The sequence below is a fragment of the Affinirhizobium capsici genome (genome assembly GCF_977018625.1).
The window spans coordinates 717294-735171 of the sequence record NZ_CDRNXD010000004.1; the positions used below are offsets into that span (position 1 = coordinate 717294).

19 protein-coding genes are annotated in these 17878 nt (G+C 54.3%); 6 read left to right on the plus strand and 13 right to left on the minus strand.

All coding sequences use genetic code 11. The features are described from left to right. Positions 1-33: 33 nt before the first annotated feature. The 10 genes from AC0JZ1_RS06865 to AC0JZ1_RS06910 all read right to left on the minus strand — a co-directional run bounded on the left by AC0JZ1_RS06865 (position 34) and on the right by AC0JZ1_RS06910 (position 6480). Complete coding sequence (locus AC0JZ1_RS06865; RefSeq protein WP_471881669.1) at positions 34-690, minus strand: DUF3164 family protein; 657 nt, start codon at positions 688-690, stop codon at positions 34-36. Positions 691-692: 2 nt separating this feature from the next. Continuing rightward, positions 693-932, minus strand: coding sequence for a hypothetical protein (locus AC0JZ1_RS06870; RefSeq protein WP_471881670.1), 240 nt, complete (start codon positions 930-932; stop codon positions 693-695). Continuing rightward, positions 929-1231, minus strand: a complete 303-nt coding sequence (locus tag AC0JZ1_RS06875) for a hypothetical protein (protein WP_471881671.1) — start codon at positions 1229-1231, stop codon at positions 929-931. The genes AC0JZ1_RS06870 and AC0JZ1_RS06875 overlap by 4 nt, the downstream gene beginning before the upstream one ends. After that, positions 1228-2247, minus strand: coding sequence for an AAA family ATPase (locus tag AC0JZ1_RS06880; protein WP_471881672.1), 1020 nt, complete (start codon positions 2245-2247; stop codon positions 1228-1230). The genes AC0JZ1_RS06875 and AC0JZ1_RS06880 overlap by 4 nt, the downstream gene beginning before the upstream one ends. Before the next feature lie 116 nt (positions 2248-2363). Next, positions 2364-4361 (minus strand): transposase domain-containing protein, encoded by a 1998-nt coding sequence (locus tag AC0JZ1_RS06885; protein WP_471881673.1) that lies wholly within the window; start codon positions 4359-4361, stop codon positions 2364-2366. Next, a complete protein-coding gene (locus tag AC0JZ1_RS06890; protein WP_471881674.1) occupies positions 4361-4819 on the minus strand; it encodes a hypothetical protein in 459 nt (152 codons plus the stop codon). The genes AC0JZ1_RS06885 and AC0JZ1_RS06890 overlap by 1 nt, the downstream gene beginning before the upstream one ends. Further along, positions 4819-5658, minus strand: coding sequence for a ParB/RepB/Spo0J family partition protein (locus tag AC0JZ1_RS06895; protein WP_471881675.1), 840 nt, complete (start codon positions 5656-5658; stop codon positions 4819-4821). Before AC0JZ1_RS06895 ends, AC0JZ1_RS06890 begins: the two co-directional genes overlap by 1 nt. After that, positions 5658-6017 carry a hypothetical protein gene (locus AC0JZ1_RS06900; protein ID WP_471881676.1) on the minus strand — a complete coding sequence of 120 codons (360 nt, stop codon included), beginning with the start codon at positions 6015-6017 and terminating at the stop codon, positions 5658-5660. The genes AC0JZ1_RS06895 and AC0JZ1_RS06900 overlap by 1 nt, the downstream gene beginning before the upstream one ends. Further along, positions 6014-6142 (minus strand): hypothetical protein, encoded by a 129-nt coding sequence (locus AC0JZ1_RS06905; RefSeq protein WP_471881677.1) that lies wholly within the window; start codon positions 6140-6142, stop codon positions 6014-6016. The genes AC0JZ1_RS06900 and AC0JZ1_RS06905 overlap by 4 nt, the downstream gene beginning before the upstream one ends. Before the next feature lie 2 nt (positions 6143-6144). Beyond that, positions 6145-6480 (minus strand): helix-turn-helix domain-containing protein, encoded by a 336-nt coding sequence (locus AC0JZ1_RS06910; protein WP_471881678.1) that lies wholly within the window; start codon positions 6478-6480, stop codon positions 6145-6147. Positions 6481-6617: 137 nt separating this feature from the next. Between AC0JZ1_RS06910 and AC0JZ1_RS06915 the strand changes: the two genes are divergently transcribed. The 3 genes from AC0JZ1_RS06915 to AC0JZ1_RS06925 all read left to right on the plus strand — a co-directional run bounded on the left by AC0JZ1_RS06915 (position 6618) and on the right by AC0JZ1_RS06925 (position 10389). Then, positions 6618-7298 (plus strand): XRE family transcriptional regulator, encoded by a 681-nt coding sequence (locus AC0JZ1_RS06915; RefSeq protein ID WP_471881679.1) that lies wholly within the window; start codon positions 6618-6620, stop codon positions 7296-7298. 194 nt (positions 7299-7492) lie between these two features. Further along, positions 7493-9319 carry an AAA family ATPase gene (locus AC0JZ1_RS06920; protein WP_471881680.1) on the plus strand — a complete coding sequence of 609 codons (1827 nt, stop codon included), beginning with the start codon at positions 7493-7495 and terminating at the stop codon, positions 9317-9319. Further along, positions 9316-10389, plus strand: a complete 1074-nt coding sequence (locus tag AC0JZ1_RS06925) for a hypothetical protein (protein ID WP_471881681.1) — start codon at positions 9316-9318, stop codon at positions 10387-10389. Before AC0JZ1_RS06920 ends, AC0JZ1_RS06925 begins: the two co-directional genes overlap by 4 nt. 916 nt (positions 10390-11305) lie before the next feature. Here the strand turns inward: AC0JZ1_RS06925 and AC0JZ1_RS06930 are convergent. After that, the gene (locus tag AC0JZ1_RS06930) at positions 11306-11995 is read right to left on the minus strand and encodes a hypothetical protein (RefSeq protein ID WP_471881682.1); all 690 of its coding nucleotides are present in this window, start codon (positions 11993-11995) and stop codon (positions 11306-11308) included. Positions 11996-12380: 385 nt separating this feature from the next. On the opposite strand from AC0JZ1_RS06930, the gene AC0JZ1_RS06935 reads away from it, so the two are divergent. Then, on the plus strand, positions 12381-12806 hold the full coding sequence (locus AC0JZ1_RS06935; RefSeq protein ID WP_471881683.1) for a winged helix-turn-helix transcriptional regulator: 426 nt from the start codon (positions 12381-12383) through the stop codon (positions 12804-12806). Positions 12807-12946: 140 nt separating this feature from the next. On the opposite strand, the gene AC0JZ1_RS06940 is transcribed toward AC0JZ1_RS06935, so the two are convergent. Continuing rightward, positions 12947-13891 carry an aromatic alcohol reductase gene (locus tag AC0JZ1_RS06940; protein ID WP_471881684.1) on the minus strand — a complete coding sequence of 315 codons (945 nt, stop codon included), beginning with the start codon at positions 13889-13891 and terminating at the stop codon, positions 12947-12949. Between the two features lie 535 nt (positions 13892-14426). Here AC0JZ1_RS06940 and AC0JZ1_RS06945 point away from each other — a divergent pair. After that, a complete protein-coding gene (locus AC0JZ1_RS06945) occupies positions 14427-16112 on the plus strand; it encodes a methyl-accepting chemotaxis protein (protein ID WP_471881685.1) in 1686 nt (561 codons plus the stop codon). A 306-nt stretch (positions 16113-16418) separates the two neighbouring features. Here AC0JZ1_RS06945 and AC0JZ1_RS06950 read toward each other — a convergent pair whose 3' ends face one another. Then, entirely contained in the window at positions 16419-16622 is a 204-nt protein-coding gene (locus AC0JZ1_RS06950; protein ID WP_471881686.1) for a hypothetical protein, read from the minus strand. Between the two features lie 286 nt (positions 16623-16908). On the opposite strand from AC0JZ1_RS06950, the gene AC0JZ1_RS06955 reads away from it, so the two are divergent. Continuing rightward, a complete protein-coding gene (locus AC0JZ1_RS06955) occupies positions 16909-17724 on the plus strand; it encodes a polysaccharide deacetylase family protein (protein WP_471881687.1) in 816 nt (271 codons plus the stop codon). Positions 17725-17878 lie beyond the last annotated feature (154 nt).

Here is a 17878-nt window from a genome sequence, read left to right on the forward strand (position 1 = left end):
GCGGAGGTTAGGTTCTTTCATCTCCTATATCTCTCACACCCTCGCCAGATCGATCGTAACCGCCTGCCAGCCATCTTCCGGCGTCTGGCGCGTATAGAACCGAACATATTCCTTTGAGCCGGTCACGCGCATGGCGTCGCGGATTGCGTCCATTGCCCGCTGCCAGCGTTCGTCCTCAATGGCGTGGCGCAGCAGCATGAAAATCTTTGAGCGGTTGATCTTGCCTTCCTTGTCGGTGTCGAAAGCATCCGTCACCAGCGCCTGAATTTCCGGGCGGCTATCGGCAGACCATTCATTCAGGCACTCGTCGATGAGCTTCTTCGCAATCTGAAGCTCCGGCCCGAAGTCAACGAGATCCGCGACCTGCACCTGAACCTTCATCAACCCGTCAAGCGTCTGATAGGTGCGGTTGCCCTTCGCGCCGCCGATCTTTGCGCCGTATTCCTGCTGGAGCAGGGCGTCGAAGGTGCCAAGGTCAACCATGGTGTGATCCCGAAAGCGGCGGATCTGGGCGTTCAGATCCAGCGCATAGCTCATGATCTTGCGCACCGTTTCGTCTTCAAGCTTGTGCTGTGGCTTGACCAGATTGAGCGGGATAAGGCTGCCCTTCGCGTCAGGCATGTATTCGCGGCCGTTGATGATGATCACGCCATCAGTCCGGTTGGTCTGTTCAATGAGTACGGCTTCCATGGTCAGTTCTTTCTGTTTGGGGAGTTGGGGATCAGCTTCAGCCTTGGCTTGCCGACTTTGCGGGCCTTCAGGGCAAGATCCAGCACGCGCCGCTCGTCCTCGGTTTCGCGAACAAGCTCAATGGCTGTGTTCAGCTTGGCGACCAGCACCACGGTGTCTTCGCTGGAAAGGCGAAGCCCGCCATGCACAGCCGGTTTGATGCGATCGCGGATCTCGACCAGTTCCTGCACAGCTTCGATCATCGGCGTGGCCCCTTGGTGAAATCCGGGCGGATCACATTGCCTTCGGCGGCAAGGATGAGGCTCCCGGTGACTTCATCCGTCAGGCTCTCGATAATGCCCATCTGGTTGCGGCTCGCCTCGGTCAGGCGGTGAATGGAAAGCTCCGTTTCCAGGCTGCGGGAGAGTTTGGAAAGCAGCGAGATCCGGCTGGCCAGCCGCTTCACTTCAGGTCCATCAAGGTGAATGCCGGTCTTCGCGAACGGCTGAAACTGGCGCTTCAGTAGATCCAGTTCGAAGGAAAGCGATGCTGCGGAGGTCATGCCATGTCCTCCACGTCGCGGTTCTTCCAGGCGGCTTCGATGTCCTTCACCGTCACTTCGCGCTCCTCGCCGATGGCGATCATGGTTGCGAGCTTCATGGTCTTGTCGATCTGGCCGAGCGCGCCGCCTTTGAGGCCAATGCCGGTGAGCAGCTTCACGCTATCGCTGTCGGTCACGCCCCATGCGTTGATGTAGGCTGCGATGTCTTCGGTGTAGGGCTTCTGGCGCTTCAGGTGCTTGCCGATGCGCCGTTTCAGTTGGGCGTAGGAGCGACCACGCACCTGCGCGACAAAGCGGGAATAGATTTCCTCGTTGCCCACCAGCGCAATGCCGCACTGGTAGATGTCGGAAAAGTGCCGCAGCTGGTTGATTGCGTCGTCTACAAGGTTCTGCGCCTCATCCACGATGAGGAGGGAGCCGCCGCCGATCCGTCCGAGCTTGGAGCCGATGGCGCGAGTGAGGCGGGCAGGGTTGTTCTCATGCACTTCCAGTTCTGCCGCCAATTCCACCAGCATCCCGTGAACCGTCTTCGTGTGAGGGCTTACAGTCGCGTGGTACACATGGGGGTGTGTGGCCCGGTAATGGCGGCAGGTCATCGTTTTGCCGTTGCCAGCCGCAACCGTGATGATCACGAGATCCGCCGTCAGCTGCGCCCATTGCAGGGTCTGGGCAATCTCGCTGGCAATGCGTGTGCGCACGAAAGCGGGTGAGGTGGGAATGGCCGGCATGGCGGCCGCTTCCAGAACTGCAGTCACCCATTGGCGCATCTGCCGGTTCATATTTTCCAGACGGCCCAGATAGGTGCCGGAAAACCATTGTGAGAAAGTGCCTTCCTTCATACCGCTGCGGCGGGTCACCTCCGCCTTCGACCAGCTATTGGCAATCGCGATTTCCGCGACCTGGGCGCGGATCTGTCGCCAATCGTCAATTTCGTCGGCATGCTTTTCAACGAAGGCAGGGTCGGGCTCTTGTTGCTCCCACCCGGCATAAGGTCTTGTGTCGATGTGCTTGTTCATGCAAAAAGGTTCCGTTGTGATGCCCTTAGGGCGTTTGTCGGGCGGGTTTTCCCGCCCGTTTTTTTTGGTGGAACCGGACTCGGTACTTCACGGCTCTGCTGTGCGGTCCAGGCGCACTACTTCCGGGACCGATCCCCTTGCGGGAATGGAATGACCGCCTGCGCCCCGGAAACTCTGGAAAGCGCGCGGGAAAAACTGTCTTCGAAATCACCGTCCTCGATGGGCTGAGGCTTCGGCGCGAGGTTGCTGCGAACGAGGCGCGTTACCTTCGGCGGCTTGGGCGCTGGTGCGGGTGCTGCCCGCTCAACCTTGCTGTAAAGATCCGCCAGCTGCTGGGCGGAAAGCGCGACATGTGCGGCCTTCTGGGCGTTGATGGCCTTGGTGTAATCGCCCAGCACCTTGGCCTGCTGGCGGGCCGCTTCAGCGTCGTGAAAGCCCACATCCTCAACGCATGGCGCATCGCAGATCAGCACATTGTTGAGGTCGTAAACCTTGATGTCGTTATGCAACTGATCCGGATCGAAGCGAATGATCACCTTCTTGCCGACATAGCCAGTGAGGGCCGGAGCCCAGTAGCGGTTGCCATGCAGGTGAATTTCCCCGTTCGGCTTGCGCGCCTTGAAAGCTTCCGACGCCAGCAGCCAGAGAGAGCGCTGGGCAGCGGTTGCCGTGCGGATAATGGTGCCCGGTTCAGCAAGGCTCTCCTCGAATGTCTGGTCGAAGCTGCGGCCATTGCAGTTGCCGCCCTTGCGGCCCACACGCGCGTTATGTTCAGCAATCTGTTCGTTCACATGCTCGATGAAGGTCGCAAGCGGAACCGCTCGTTCGCCGTAGTTCTCGGGCTTCGCGTCCGGCTTGTTGCCCGTGTAAGCGCCAGCGCAAATCGGGTGCCTCGCCACATCGTCGGTCAGATCGCGAAAGGCGCGTTCGATCGGTTTCGACTGGCCCGAGAATGGCTTTGTGAACTGTAGCTCGACGCCAAGCGTCGTCAGCAGACCGCGCGGATCTTCTTCCTTGATCTTGAAGCGATAGCGGGTCTTGGAGCCGCCGGTGATCCACTTGCTGGTAAAGGCGCGGCCGTTATCCAGCGTGATCATGTCTGGAATGCCGTAGCGCTCCACCATGTCACCGATGGCGAGGCGAACGGTTTCCTTGTTCTCGCTGTCGGAAATGCGCCAGGCGACGAACTTGCCGGAATAGAGATCCTGCAAGGCGATCATGTAGACGCGCCCGACGCGATTGTCTGGGAAGCGCACGAACACGTCGAAGCGGTGACCGTCCATGTTCACCGCCTGCATGGCATGCAGGTGCGAACGGGTGCGGCGCTGTGGCGGGTAGAGCGCTTTCAGTTTCTGGCGGCCTTCACGCGCCGCAATCTGCACGGCTTCCGGCACTTCATGATCGAAGCGACGGCGCAGCGCCCGTTCGCTTGGAATGGGTGACCACTTCTTTGATTTGGCCAGCTTCACCACACGGCGATAGCAGGCGGAAAAGCTTGGCCGTTCCGGGCGCAGATAATCGCTTTTCAGCGTTTCCCAGGCGTCATCATGGCATTCGGCAAACTGGCTCTCAACGCGGTTGTAGGATGGCGCAAGCGCCGCCAGCCAGTCCTCGCGGGCAATGCCTGCCACCATCTTGCGCCACTCATAGAGCGCGGATTTGGCAACGCCCACCTGACGGCAGGCCATGGCAACGGCAGCCTTCGAGGTCAGCCCGCTGCGCTCCAGATCCTCCGCCGTTTGAAGCGCCTTCAAACGGTCTTCACAGATGGATTTCTGGTCTTTTGAAAGCGTCTCAAAGGTGTGCCAAAGCTTCGCCCGCGTCTCGCGTTCGATGTTGCGGTCATCATTGGCCGGAGCCATGTGAACCACCAGCAGCCGGGTTTGCGCCGCCTGCGGCAGAAGGGAATAATGATACTCCCAAACAGGCTTGGTCTTGCCGGGCACACGACGCGCCAGCTTTTCGTTTGCCCGCCAGTTGGCACGTGCCAGTCTGTCGATAGCGGAAGCATCGCGCGGCAGACCGGGCAGATTGGCTTCAGCCAGTTCGGCGGCAGAGAAGAACTCTTTCACCACCACGGCTGGCGCTGCTTTGGATTTCCTCCCGCCTGCCATCACAGCCCCCGCCGCTTGATGTTGATGGGCGTGGCGCGAAGGGTCTTTAGCCGGTTTTGAAGCTCGCGCTGCTCCTGCTGAAGACGAGCGATTTCGGCAAGCCGTGCCTCGTCACCTTCCAGCAACGTCAAACCGTCTTCGGAAACCACAAAATCCCAAAGCCAAACCGCGCCGGTGGCCCGCACGAACGCCTTGAAGCGAACGAGGCTCACATCATGGCTGGCCTTGCTTTCTGCGGTGTAGGCGTCAAGCGTCGTCTTGGAGAGGTTCGGCAAGCCGAGATAATGCGCCATGCGCACGGCCACGATCTCGCGGGAATAGGGGCATTCGCGAATAGCGCGGGCCATCTCCCGCTTCAGCCGGGAGCGGAAGCGGTCGAGATCGATGGAGGTGACAGGCGAGCGAACCGGAAAGAGCGGTTCAAGAAAGAAATCCAGTTGGGCAGGGTGCTTTGCCATCACGCCGCCTCGCTCTTGATGTCAGCCATCATCTGCTGAAGATCAGCAGAGCCGCTGAGGCCGATATGTTCGAGAAACTGCGCGCGCGTTTCTTCGCTGGCGTCTTCCCAGGCGGTGACAAGGCGCGAGAGAAGCGTGGCCTGATCCGCCTGCGCCTTCGTCAGGCGAGGGGCAGGGTCCACAATGGCCAGCGCCTTCTTCACATCAGGCTCGGCCTTCAGCGCAACGGCAACCTGCCGCTGCTTCTGCGGTTCCAGCTTGGCGAGGGCGAGCAACTGGGATTGGTTATCCGCAGCCGGGGAATCTTGCAGGGAGGCCCGAAGATCGGGATGAAGCTTGCTGCTAATAAATCCTAGACGTTTTGCCGAGGGCGCTGATAGTCCAAGCTTGTCCGCGACGGCTTGCGTGAAGCCGTTGGCTTCTTCTGGTGAGAATTGGATCAAGTTGATCCTATTTGTCCGTCCCGGACTGACTTTGCCGTGCTTGCTCTCCCACAGATCGCGATAAGCCTGCACGAAATAGGCGCGATCCAGAACGGAAAGATCCCGACGGTGCAGGTTTTCCGCCAGTTCCAGCATCTGCGCCTCAGCGCTGTTGGCCTTCACAACAATGGCGTCCAGCGTCTGGATCTCGTGGATCTCTGCGCCGGTGCAGCGGTGCCCGCCAATAACGAGCGTGTAAGGCCGCTGCGCAGCTGGTGTGGAACGCACGACAATAGGCTGAAGCTGGCCGTGCTCCTTCATGGAAGCGCCAATCACGGCCGCATAATCGCGGTCAATAGGCCGCTGCCTGGGGCCAATCAGGATCTGGGAAAGCTCAAGCTGCTTTAAATCAGGCATCACGCAATCTCCCGCTGTTCTTCCGTTTGCAGGAAGGCAAGGGAATGCGCCCGTGCAGCCATGGCGCGGTAATGGGTGCTGAAGCGTGGGTTTTCCAAACGCCGATCGATCGTGCGCAGCGCGCGGTTGATGGCTTCGCGAGAGCGATCCTCAACCTCGACAATCCGCCGCTTCGGCCACTTGAACTCCGTCACCATCAGATGAATGACGACCTGCCGCGCAAGCGCCGCATCAAACCACTGGTGCGGCGGCTCCACGATGTCGCGGATTGCCAGATGCGGAAAACCTTCGCGCACCGCGGCATAGCAGGAATGCAGATGCGCTTCATAAAGCGCCTTGTGATCGTGCCGGTTGATCATGCCGTCACCTGTAAAAAGAGAGCAGAGGCAACAGCGATCAATCCAGCAATGACAACGGAGAGGATCATGAACCAATCTGCAATCACGCAGGCGGTAGAACGAGAGGGAATGAGCGGGCTTTCCATGTCTAAGCGCTCGCTTCGATTTGGCGTTGCGCCATGGTGGCGGGCCGGACATAGTTCTCGCGGGGTTGAGGTGATTTCCGCAGACCGGAGGCGTGGTAACGCGACCGCCAGAGAAGTTCTGGCCTTGTGCCGAGAGCTGCAGCAATCGCCCGCTCCCCTTTCACATTGGGCTCCCGAAGGGTCGTTCCTGCGGTGCCTCTGGGAAGCTGATAATCGCGGTCGATCTGGAGGAGGGTGATACCCACCGCATAGAGCTTGCTCTTTATAGTGGTGATTTCACGAATCTTTCTGTCGACCACGGTTGTGGTCTGCTTGTCGGCCTGCTTGTGCCGGTGCATAGTAGATCCTCGTTGTGATGAGGGAGGCCCTGTCCGGCCTCCCTTTTCATGGGTGTCTTGGTCCGTATTTATGGAGAAGGTATCGCAGAAATTTGTGATCGTCAAATCTTTGATCGCAAAAAACTGTGATTTTGCGCATGGTCGTCACGTTTGACTACGAAGGCGTCATTGCGCGCCTGCTATCCATGAAAGGCGAGGGGAGTGAGGGCGATTTTGCGTCTCGCTTAGGGATCTCTGCCAATACCTGGACCGCTTACAAGAAGGGTCGGCAGTCGTTTGGCCTCCACCAAATCGCAAAAATCTGCGATGTCCTTGGCGTCGATCCGCATTGGCTTCTGTTTGGAGAAGGTGATTTTGGCTCTCCCGGGAGGGAAGTCGCCCCAGTTGACCTAGTTAGGCTGCCTAAGTTTGACGCCAGAGCATCTGCCGGAAACGGACTGATTGCCGTCGATCAAATGCCTGTAGGCGAGGTGAGTTTCGGCCGCGAGTTTCTCCGTAACCTCGGCGCAAATCCCGAATACTGCTACATCCTGGAAGCCCGCGGCGATTCAATGTGGCCGACTATCCCGGACGGTGCACTCCTGATCATCGACGCCTCAAAAACAGACGTCGATGACGGCCGCATCTACCACTTCAACGTCATGGACAAAGTGCTCGTAAAGCGCGCCCGCTGGTCAATGGACGGCAAGCTCTACCTCACCTCAGACAACCAGGCCGCAGGCTACCCACCCGAGGTCTTCACTGCCGATCGCGTCCACGAGCTGAATGTGGGTGGCCGTGTGATGTTTACGGGCCACGCGCCAATGCCGGTGCGATGAATGACGGAATGCAGGTCTACTAAATGCAACTTCCCGCAGCGCTAAATCTCAAGGCATCCTGTTGATAAACAGGTTTATATCTAACGCGGTTTGAAGGAGGCATAGGCCAAAGATCGACTTGAATTAATGAGTAGCTCACTTTCTGCCTTCACATACACCCTTAATGATGATCATCGCGAGATATAGAGCCCTAAATGTTCAAACACTGGAAAATCCAGAATTTTAAGTCGTTCAAAGGGGCTCCGTCCCTACCGATGAGCAAGATCAACATACTTGCGGGCGCCAATAGCAGCGGGAAAAGCACAATAATTCAAAGCATGTTGCTACTTAAGCAAACCGTTCAGTATGGTTCACCAGAGAGAGGGGTTGCATTAAATGGTCCATTGCTTCGACTGGGCGAGTTCGTTGACGTCAGAAATTTCGACTCAGAAGGAGCGAACGTTTCCTTAGAGTTCGAACTAGAGCCTGATAATTCTGTTGAATTTCGTGAGTGGAGCGGCAGTGGAGTAGTCCCTATGCACACTACTGCTACCGAAGATATTTCATCTGTCAAAATAGAAATGGAGATTGGTCAAGACTTTATCCAAGAGTCGGACGGTTCTGTTAAAGCGAAAATTTCTTTAAGGCGTACTCGTACAGAGGTATTTTTTGAAGACGAGCGTGTTCAAAAATCACAATTCATTGATATGCAAACAACAGGAAGATCCTCTGAGAGGCATTTCGGCGGATTCTTTGTAGAAGTGGACGAAAACAGCAAGGAGCAACTCGCGGCCTCGCGTCCGCGGATGGAGGTCGTGGGGGGGAGCACACGACATTTTTTGCCAGAGTATCTATTGCTTAGGTTTGATGCTGCCGCCCAGAAAGCAACGGAGTTGGTGGCTTATTTGTGTAGCAACCCTGCTGCAGGCCTTTCTGCACGCAGCATCTTCAGTGATCAGGAAGTGTCTGACACCACGCTAAAGGCGGTCAATTACTGGTTATCTAACAAGAATCAAAGCGCCATTGATTTCAAAGTTCCGGTCACGGCTAGCGCTCTTCGCCAGCACATAGCGCGCCGGCTCTACGGAGACGCCCCAGGTTTAGCCGGTCTGCTTTTTAGGTCGGAGGAACAGCGAAATGATGAAACGGTGCTGCGGGCACTGCTACTAGAGACGATGCTAGCTGAAACTCAGTCAGATACGACTTTTGATTTGGGCATGCCGCGTGCATTAAAACTGTCTACGGACTATCTGAGAGAGTTTTTCCGCAAAGGCGTCCGATACCTCGGGCCGTTACGTGATGCACCACGACCAGTATATCCACTTGAAGCATTAGAGAGCGGTACTGATGTTGGATATAGAGGTGAACACACTGCTGCTGTATTCCAAATGAATCGCGGTGTCGGGATTTCTACCCATTTACCTCCACACGACGATTTTCAAGACGACTACTTTCTCTACGCCGAAAAACTAGATACAAATCTACGTGAAGCAACGTCTAAGTGGCTAAATTATCTTGGAGTTGCTGATGATGTGAATGCGATCGATAGCGGTGTGTTTGGAAATCGGCTGCAGGTTTCCAACGGCAAAATGAATCGCATGCATGACTTAACCAACGTGGGAGTAGGTGTTAGTCAGGTTCTTCCATTGGTTGTGACATCTTTGCTTGCTCCTTCCGGCAGTGTCCTGATCTTCGAACAACCAGAACTGCATCTTCATCCACGGGTACAGGCGCGGCTAGCGGATTTCTTTATCGCGCTCGCGCTGGATGGGAAGCAGATGATTTTGGAAACTCATAGCGAGTACTTAATTGATCGACTGCGTCTCCGGATTGCTCTATCTAGTGATGCCGGTATAGGGCAACTTGTAAACATCTTGTTTACCGAAAGGCAAAGTGGCGAAAGCCAGATCACGCCCGTACAAGTTACAGAATACGGGGCGATATCTAATTGGCCCAAAGATTTCTTTGATCAAAGTCAACAGGACGTTGCTCGATTGCTCAAAGCTGCAGCAGTCAAGAGAGCAAGAAACATCAAAAAATGAACAAGATATACATTGATACGGCGCTATTCGCCGTGCCCAATTATGCTGTCGATGCCCAAACCGGACAGGAGATAATTGACCGGGTTATCCATTTTTCAGAAATCGTAGCCCCTGAGTTTCCATTAATGCTGATTGTTGCTGATGAAGCAGAAATACTACTGTGGGGCAACAATCTTGGTCCCGATTTTGATCAAATCGATCAGTTTTTGGAGCTTATGGAGCTAAAGCATATCTATTCAACCAATGATCTGCTTCAGAGGTATCAGCTGCTTTTTCAACACTGTGCGCGAGCGTCAGAAGTAAATATTTTGGAGGTGCTTGATGTTGCCAGCGTTGTTGCTGAACCTGCACTGCCCGAGGTCGCGCCTGCTGATTTGCTTAGAGAGACGCAAAGAGTGTTTGCTACTGCGGCTGCCTTAAGTGCTGTCCAACGGCCCCTTTTCGTTGGGTCAGCTTTTTATTCCTGCCCCCATACGGCATATAATGTGACGTCAACCCTGACTGCAACTGGTGGTAAGACTCCAACTCTTTTTGATCCATTGCCTGCGCAAGTTCAGGCACCCGTATCAATGTTTACGCATCTTAAGGACCTCATATCTGCAGATGTTGCAGATGAGCTTTGGTACGGAGCAGAGACAGCGCATGATCTTCACCTGTCAATCACTCTGGGTGCTCTTGCATTGCAGAGACAGGCTGGTGAGGTAAGTGACTTCTATGCTCTAGCAAAATTTTCCATCGGTTCTGAGTTTTTGAATAGTTTGAAGCAGGTAGAGTGCTGGGGACATGGTCGATATTCAGCCACTACTCGTGACCTATGCAGTCAAATTATCTCTGGAAAATGCAATCGGCAAATAAATCCTTTTAGCCTAAAAGACCAGTATATTAGAGGCTTTGACGGCGCGAGAGCTTGGAGAACACATGTCACCAACAGCGGTTTGGCCCTGCGACTGATGTATTGGCAGGGAGTTAAAGGAATAGAGTTCGCCACCGTTGATGTGAAAGGCGGCGAGCGCATCGACACCGGCTCTGAAGTTCCGGCTTCGGCCATCGACTTTCGCGGTCTCTTTTGATGAACCATGCTGGCTAGGCTGGTCGATGAAGCATACGGCCAAGTGTTCCCCTGGCTTCACTATCAAAGTGACGGGGGGACATACAACAACAACCATGTATGGCCACAGGAAGAGAGCTTCTGCGCCTTCTTCGCCAGTCTCTACGAAAGCGACGCGGAGGAAGGCCGTGAGTTCTGGGATGTGCCCAGGAAGAGAGGAATGGAAAGTCGAGTTCTAGTTTGGCGAGTTCGGGCCGATTGTCGCCAGGCAATGAGAGAGAATTGACGCGGGTGGCCTCCCAATATCTTTTCGCCCGACTCAGTTCCTCAACTCACTGATTTTATTTAGTTTTTCGCAAATTTTGTCGTTTTGCCGCAAATTCCAAATTCTCAATTGGCCAACACGTCGCAAAGAGCCGGTTTCGGGGGCTGGGCGGTTGCCGCTCGTCGGTGACTGTCATCGTTTGTTTTCAAGGGTTTGAAGGCTCGCCCGGCGAGAGTACCGGTTTTTGAAGGCTTGCGCGGTGCAGGCCAGGATCGCATAAGACCCAATTATGAAACCGTCGTCAAACGGGTCTGGGGCTGTTTGTGCTGCCTGGCGATAGAGAAGGCGGATAGCCCGGAAAACCAGCCCTTCTCGCGTGTTCTCAGATTATCCTGTCTGTTCCCACAAATTCTGGTTCATAGTGGCAAACAACAGCCGCTAATCTTCACGTCCGCGAGAAGAGATATTCTTATCTTGATCGCCCGTCATCCAGACATAGGGAAGTCCGCAGTACGTATCCATGAATTCGCAGCCTGGTTAACTTGTCATTCAGGGCGCTTTAGTAAAGCCGTAAGGGTGTTGCAGCTGTTGACGACGTGATCGAAAAGTCAAAATCGAGACTTGATAAACGGAAGTTGCGTGGCTCGAAGAATTCCTGCCAGGTTCGTGCAAATCAGGTTTTCTTGAATTTATCAGGCACAAGTTCAAGGATCTCATCGGCGAGCGTGTTGGCGACAGAGATCTTGCCGACAACGATACTCAGCACCGATTTAAAGAGGTTACGAAGGGGCGTTAAAGGAAGTGCGCTGTTGCAGTCTTTCGCCGAGTAGGTGTAGCTCTCAGAAATCTCATCGATGCCTTCGACATACTTATCGTATCCAGGCACCACGACCTCAGTGAGGATATCGGCGTAATTGGCCGTCAAATTGTCCACCACCGTATTCATTTTTTCCCAGTAAGCCGCGTCGCGAACCCTTCCTTCGTAGGACGCCTCCAGGATTCTCAGACTCCTATTTTGGCTCCTCATTGCATTCGTCGCGGATCTATTGGCTGCGTTCAGCGCGGCTCTGGCTTCCTCCAGCTTTTTTCTCGCACTATCAAGTTCCTTGAAAATATCTTTGAAAAACACGCTCCAAGTGCCGCGCTGGCATTGCCGCACCAATCTGCTAGCTGCCTGATACCTTGAGGCAGCAGCAGTGTATTTCCGTTCCACCCGCGGCCAGGTGTTTTCTAGCCTTTGAATTTTAGCCAGCTCGCGTCGTATCTCCCGCTCCACCGATGCAAATTGCAGCGAAGTCTGGCCGAATGCCGTGACAGGTAGTGTGACACTCAAGAGTGCCGCTAGGCATGCGGACTTGAACATTATTCCCCCCAATGTTGAATTCCGAGTTCAGATTAAACAAAAACGGGAAAACGCCAAGGGAGATTCGCTTGGGACTGGTCATCCACTTGCAAGCTTGCTGAGAAGAGGGACTAAGGGTTTTGCATTCTTGCGGCGATATCGTCTAAATCGGAATTATGCAGCGTGGCGTTCGTTTTTGCTGTTTTAACCGCATCAGGAATGGCTGCTTTGCGTCAAAAGGTGACATGAAGTGCTTAGAGATGCCGGCTGTGGTCGGCCAAGCGCTTTGCCTTCTTGCTTACTACAACAAATCCTCATTTCAGCCTATGAAGGTCCCAAGCACCTGAAGCTATCGATGTCATTCGCGCGATGCTCATGAGATAAATGCCTACCGGAGGCAGAAGTGATGAACAGAGAAGAGATGCTTTCCTATTCTCAGGCAGTTTGTGACGGCCTTCGCGAGGATGAGGATGGCGTGAGGCGCGAGGTTCTGACCCACGCGGGAAACAGGTGGTCGCTCGGCGTCATTCATACTCTCGGCGTTTATGGAAGGCTTCGCCACGCAGATATAGGAAGGCGGATGCACGGCGTGACGCAGCGTATGCTCACTCGCACTCTGCGCCAACTCGAACGAGATGGTCTGGTCGCGCGCCACGATCTCGTGGAGATGCCACCACGCGTGGAATACGAACTGACAGAGCTGGGGATGGGTCTCCTCATTCGGATGATCCCATTGTGGACATGGGTCGTCGAAAATTCCGAGGCTTTTCGCAAGTCGCGCGAGAATTACGATTCCCGTCCGCCGGAAAAGCCTTCCTGGCAGAGCTTCTGACGCTGAATGCATGCCGAGGGATCGCCAAAGCGGCTCTGACACACCTGGAACTGAAACTGGCCGATTGTCCCAAAGAGTGAGCGCCAAGACACGGCGCTCACCAAACTCATCTCGTGCGCTCAACACTGTGTTGAGAGGGGTCAATTGCTACTCAGGTTGGCGTTAATCCAATCAGACACGTCCGTCACCTTGATACCCTCGCGAACGTTGAAGGTGCCGGCTTTATCCCAAGCCATGCCGCGCCCGATCCCGAAGGCGGCGCGATATTTGCGCATCATGTTTTGCGGGTCGTCTGCCAGTTCTTCCATCAGAACCGGAACCGTCCATTCCGATCGACCCAATGGCCTTTTCAAGCCTGCTTCAAGCTTGTCTGCAAGCTCTCCATACGTGACCGTATCACCCGCCAGGAAAACGATCTCGTTGCTGATGGTCGGCTCGAAGAATACGATTTCAGCGGTAAGCACACCGATATCGTCAGGCGTCGTCACCGTGACCGCCGTGTCGTAGCTGCCGAGTGCATTAACCGTGTCATTCTTCAAGTCGACGACACCGAACTCTGGCTCGAAGAGGTAGCTCATGAACATGCCGGTGGAGATGATGACCCATTCGGTCTTGGTTTGGGAGCGCAGGAGTTCGCGCACATCGAGCTGAGCGTCGAAGATATCCTGCGGACCGCCTCGACCAATGGCCTCGAAATCGACGCCGAACTGCCACGGGAAATAACGGGGAATGCCCGATTGCAAAGCAGCTTTGGCAAGCTTCATTGGGGTGTTGATCCCAGCCGCGTAACCCGTGCAGCCGATCACCGTATCATACTGTGAGAAGAGGCTCGCCAAGCCATCGATTGAGCTCTTCACCAGATCGCCAAGGACGATTTTTATACCAAGATCGCGGATTTCCGCGACATCGCGCTGCTTGGCTGGCACATCGGATTCGACAGCGCTGGCACGCAGCAATACGCTGATTTTTGCTCCATCGATCGCCTTCGCGCGACGGGCCAAGTTGCGCAAGACGGGCATGCCGAGTTCTCCCGCGCCAAGCACGAGAACGTTCCGTGACTTCACATTGGAAACTGTTGTGGTCATTTATTTCAGTCCTTCACCAATCCTGTGTTGCCGCTATTTGGCAAGGCAGAAGCGCGAAGAAAAGAAGGTACACGGGTGATACTGCTGCGGCTCAGATAGCTGCGAATTCCAAGATCGCTGTCTGCCAGCGTCCGGTTTCCGAAAGGGAATTAAAGGACAGTATCCCAAAATATTTTGGCGGTCAGATTTTTCGCAACTATCCGATCTGCTTGTGTTTTTCGAAAAATTTTGTCGCTTTGCGGCAAATCCCAAGTTCTCAATTGGCGACCACGTCGTCCAAAGCCGGTTTCGGGACGCGGTGGTTGCCGCTCGTTAGTGAAATGCCCGTTCTCGGCCTGAAGGTTCTAGCCATCCTCGGAAGGATTTTGAGCGGGTGCTCTTCAGATCGCATAGCTTTGCGCAATTGACGAAAAACTATGAATTTCGTCAGCTTGGACCTGCAAAAAATAGTGAGTGATTCTTGTTGGTCTCTCTCAATGGTCCGTTAAATCGCAGATGCGAATATCCTTTTAGTTGTATGGGCGAGGAGATCCCAATGGGTATTCGGAATATTATGAGCGCGGATCGTATGGCTGAAGATCTCGGCGCTATTTCGAATTCTCAGGCCATGATCTGGTTTAAGCCTGACGGCACGGTCATTGATGCCAATGAGAACTTCTGCAAAACCTTGGGCTACCGTCTAGATGAAGTCGTGGGCAAGCATCACCGGTTGTTCTGTGAGGATGCCATCCGCAATTCTCCTGAATATGGCCAGTTTTGGATTGATCTTGCTCAAGGCAAAGCCAAGTCCGGTCAATTTCGAAGACAGACGAAAGACGGGCAGGATATTTGGATCGAAGCCACCTATAATCCCGTTTTCCACGGCGGTAAGGTGACTCGTATATTGAAGCTGGCTTCAAATATTACAGTGACCAAGATTGCTGCGCTACATGATAATAATCGGCTTCGCGCGATTGACCAGTCTCAGGCAATTATCGAGTTTTTACCTGATGGGACCGTGCAAGCCGTCAACGACCAATTTTTACACGCCATGGGTTACACTGCGGCGGAAGTTCTTGGAAAACATCATAGTATGTTTTGTGAGCAATCCCTGCGGGACAGCGCGGAATACAAGAGATTCTGGGAACGCCTGCGCGCGGGCGAATTTATTGCCGACAACTTCGTACGTGTAGGTAAGAATGGCAAACGTGTCTGGATACAGGCCGCTTATACACCTGTCTTCAGCTCTCGCGGCATTGTGTATGCCGTGGTGAAAGTTGCGACTGACATCACCTCTCGTATGGAAGCTGTTACCAAGCTGAGCTCGGGCATAGGATGTTTGGCGAAAGGCGATTTTGCCATTCGTATCAATGATCCGGTCGACCCGGCACTCGAGCAAACACGACAGGATTTCAATGAGGCTGCAGGTGCGCTTGATCAGATTGTGACGACTATCCAGAGCTCGGCCGAGCTGCTTTCAACGAATGCCAATGTTATTCACAGCGTTTCGGAAGACATCGCTAAAGGTGCTGAGCGCCAAGCGGCCGCGGTTGAAGAAACCGCTGCTGCTCTAGAAGAAATACGAACAACGGTGAAGGACTCAAGTCAGCGCGCCAAAGACGCAAAAGATCTGGTGGCAAAGACAAGAAACGCGGCAGAGACATCTGGAGAGATCGTCGGACAGGCTACGACTGCGATGGGCAATATCGAAAAATCCGCGCGCGAGATTGAAAATATCATTAGTGTTATCGATGAGATCGCCTTCCAGACAAACTTGCTGGCGCTGAACGCTGGCGTTGAGGCTGCCCGTGCGGGCGAAGCGGGTAAGGGTTTTGCTGTCGTTGCCCAAGAAGTTCGCGAGCTTGCGCAACGATCCGCCAATGCTGCGAAAGAAATCAAGGCCCTTATTGCGACATCATCGACTAGCGTCGGACAAGGTGTGGCCCTCGTTCAGAAGACAGGGGAAGCTTTGAATGAGATAGTGCAGCAAGTGCAGCAGGTTGATATCAATGTCGCTGCAATCGCTACGGCCAGCCAGGAGCAGAGCCTCGGAATTAATGAGGTCTCTTCCTCCATCAACTCGCTCGATCATGGGGCCCAGCGGAGCGCGGCGTCAATTGAAGAGGCAAATGCCGCTTCGCAAAACTTGGCGCAGGAAGCCTCGAAGCTGTTTGAGTTGATCTCGCATTTCAAAGTGTCGAGTTCGAACCGAGCGGCTCAGAGGCCGGCGAGGGCAGCCTGACAGAGTGAGCGAATGTGGCGCTTCGTCGTTGACCCAATCGGCTGTCATAAGGGGTGAAGCGCCCACTCTTGGGAAGGTCTTGCACCTTGTGTTACCCCATTTATTCAGAATACCGGTCACCAAGGTCGGTTTTGCAATGTCCAGCCGCTCGGCAGTCTCAAAACGTTGCTCGGTCTAAGCCCATCTTGCAGTGAGTTTTGGTTGTCGCTGTGGAAGCGGTTTCCTGAAAAAGTGCTGTTGAAAGTAAGCAACGGTATCTCGACGCAGAGTGGCCGCGTCGAGGTCATCCGGCAAACTGCTACGCATTTATGAAGCGAAAAGCACTTTTAGCTTTTCTTCGTCCCGCAAGCCCCGGCGGTAGAGATCAATCATGGTCGTAGCGAGGATGCGTGCTTCGACCCCGTTCTTGCAATAACCAAAGCGCTTTACCGAGCCATCGAATATACCTTGAAGCATATTCAGCTCGTGCGGCATCAAAACGCTTTCTGTAACTGAAAAATCCATGAGCATTGGTACACTCCGCTTGCTCTATCGATCGCCCCCGTTTTGGTCGCAGACTTCATTCTGCTAATGCTCCAAAATGAGACATATTAAAAATGTTTACCTCACGCACGGTCGAGGATGAACAACTCTTATACGAGTATCGCATCAATTTGGAGGGCGTGCATGATAAATAATTATGAACATTAGGTTTTGTCCCAAAATGGAACACTTTAAGAATTCTTTAAGACGTATTTCCGCCATCATGGTATGGCGACCAGGGCGAAAAGCGTTACTCATTAAAGTTCGGCTCAAAATGAAGACCAATCTTGCCGCCATAATGCTGATGCCCATGATTATGTTCCCGGCCTTAGCGCAAGAGATTTTGCCTGCTACAGGCACGCCTGCTCAGTCTATTGGTGGTCGGGTGTCGTTGCCCGTTGAAAAGGCAGGTTTGCCCCACCTCGTAGAGCCAAAATTGCGGTTGAAGCTGCCAGCTGCATCGCTGCGCCCGCGAATCGCGCTAACCTTTGATGCCTGTATGGGGCAGGCCGATGAGCGAATACTCTCATTCCTCGTGGAGCAACGAATTCCGGCCACTCTTTTTGTGACGGCAAGATGGCTCAAGCGGAATGGCCCTGCCATTGGCGTGTTGAAAGCTCATCCCGATCTTTTCGATATCGAGAACCATGGCGAGAATCACATACCGGCCATTGATATTCCCGTATCGGTTTACGGTATTGCATCGGCGGGTTCGCCGGAGGCAGTGAACAAGGAAGTTGCCAATGGAGCCGCGGCCATTGTGGCGGCTGGCTTTGCGCCGTCTCAGTGGTTTCGTGGGGCAACTGCGAAGTATGATGCAGGTTCCATACGCCAGATCAGAGCAATGGGCTTCAAAGTCGCGGGATACTCAATCAATGGAGATGGCGGCTCATTGCTTGGAGCGAGTATGGCGGAAAAGCGCTTCGCGGCAGCCAAGGATGGAGATGTCATTATCGCGCATATCAACCAGCCGACACATGAGGCGGGTGCTGGCGTGGTAAAGGGTATTCAAGCCCTGCAAAGGCGCGGTGCTCAGTTCGTCCGCCTGCAAGATGTGGATGAGACCGGCGAGGCAGGGACGACAAATTAGAATACCGGACGTAAACCTTTGGATCGGTTTGATCCAATCAGACGAACGTGCAGCTTGTGCCAAATTAACCGGGTGCTCTCGCGCCAAGTGAATGAGCTAAAAGCCTTACCCTCTAAGGCGAGTTGGCCACCGATGCAAAACGGGCTTGCGTTGC

What these genes read in the sequence shown, in the direction of transcription:
- AC0JZ1_RS06865 (WP_471881669.1), bottom strand. Translation starts at nt 690, where the DNA reads ATGGAAGCCGTACTCATTGAACAGACCAACCGGACTGATGGCGTGATC.
- AC0JZ1_RS06870 (WP_471881670.1), bottom strand. Translation starts at nt 932, where the DNA reads ATGATCGAAGCTGTGCAGGAACTGGTCGAGATCCGCGATCGCATCAAA.
- AC0JZ1_RS06875 (WP_471881671.1), bottom strand. Translation starts at nt 1,231, where the DNA reads ATGACCTCCGCAGCATCGCTTTCCTTCGAACTGGATCTACTGAAGCGC.
- AC0JZ1_RS06880 (WP_471881672.1), bottom strand. Translation starts at nt 2,247, where the DNA reads ATGAACAAGCACATCGACACAAGACCTTATGCCGGGTGGGAGCAACAA.
- AC0JZ1_RS06885 (WP_471881673.1), bottom strand. Translation starts at nt 4,361, where the DNA reads ATGGCAGGCGGGAGGAAATCCAAAGCAGCGCCAGCCGTGGTGGTGAAA.
- AC0JZ1_RS06890 (WP_471881674.1), bottom strand. Translation starts at nt 4,819, where the DNA reads ATGGCAAAGCACCCTGCCCAACTGGATTTCTTTCTTGAACCGCTCTTT.
- AC0JZ1_RS06895 (WP_471881675.1), bottom strand. Translation starts at nt 5,658, where the DNA reads ATGCCTGATTTAAAGCAGCTTGAGCTTTCCCAGATCCTGATTGGCCCC.
- AC0JZ1_RS06900 (WP_471881676.1), bottom strand. Translation starts at nt 6,017, where the DNA reads ATGATCAACCGGCACGATCACAAGGCGCTTTATGAAGCGCATCTGCAT.
- AC0JZ1_RS06905 (WP_471881677.1), bottom strand. Translation starts at nt 6,142, where the DNA reads ATGGAAAGCCCGCTCATTCCCTCTCGTTCTACCGCCTGCGTGATTGCA.
- AC0JZ1_RS06910 (WP_471881678.1), bottom strand. Translation starts at nt 6,480, where the DNA reads ATGCACCGGCACAAGCAGGCCGACAAGCAGACCACAACCGTGGTCGAC.
- AC0JZ1_RS06915 (WP_471881679.1), top strand. Translation starts at nt 6,618, where the DNA reads ATGGTCGTCACGTTTGACTACGAAGGCGTCATTGCGCGCCTGCTATCC.
- AC0JZ1_RS06920 (WP_471881680.1), top strand. Translation starts at nt 7,493, where the DNA reads ATGTTCAAACACTGGAAAATCCAGAATTTTAAGTCGTTCAAAGGGGCT.
- AC0JZ1_RS06925 (WP_471881681.1), top strand. Translation starts at nt 9,316, where the DNA reads ATGAACAAGATATACATTGATACGGCGCTATTCGCCGTGCCCAATTAT.
- AC0JZ1_RS06930 (WP_471881682.1), bottom strand. Translation starts at nt 11,995, where the DNA reads ATGTTCAAGTCCGCATGCCTAGCGGCACTCTTGAGTGTCACACTACCT.
- AC0JZ1_RS06935 (WP_471881683.1), top strand. Translation starts at nt 12,381, where the DNA reads ATGAACAGAGAAGAGATGCTTTCCTATTCTCAGGCAGTTTGTGACGGC.
- AC0JZ1_RS06940 (WP_471881684.1), bottom strand. Translation starts at nt 13,891, where the DNA reads ATGACCACAACAGTTTCCAATGTGAAGTCACGGAACGTTCTCGTGCTT.
- AC0JZ1_RS06945 (WP_471881685.1), top strand. Translation starts at nt 14,427, where the DNA reads ATGGGTATTCGGAATATTATGAGCGCGGATCGTATGGCTGAAGATCTC.
- AC0JZ1_RS06950 (WP_471881686.1), bottom strand. Translation starts at nt 16,622, where the DNA reads ATGCTCATGGATTTTTCAGTTACAGAAAGCGTTTTGATGCCGCACGAG.
- AC0JZ1_RS06955 (WP_471881687.1), top strand. Translation starts at nt 16,909, where the DNA reads ATGAAGACCAATCTTGCCGCCATAATGCTGATGCCCATGATTATGTTC.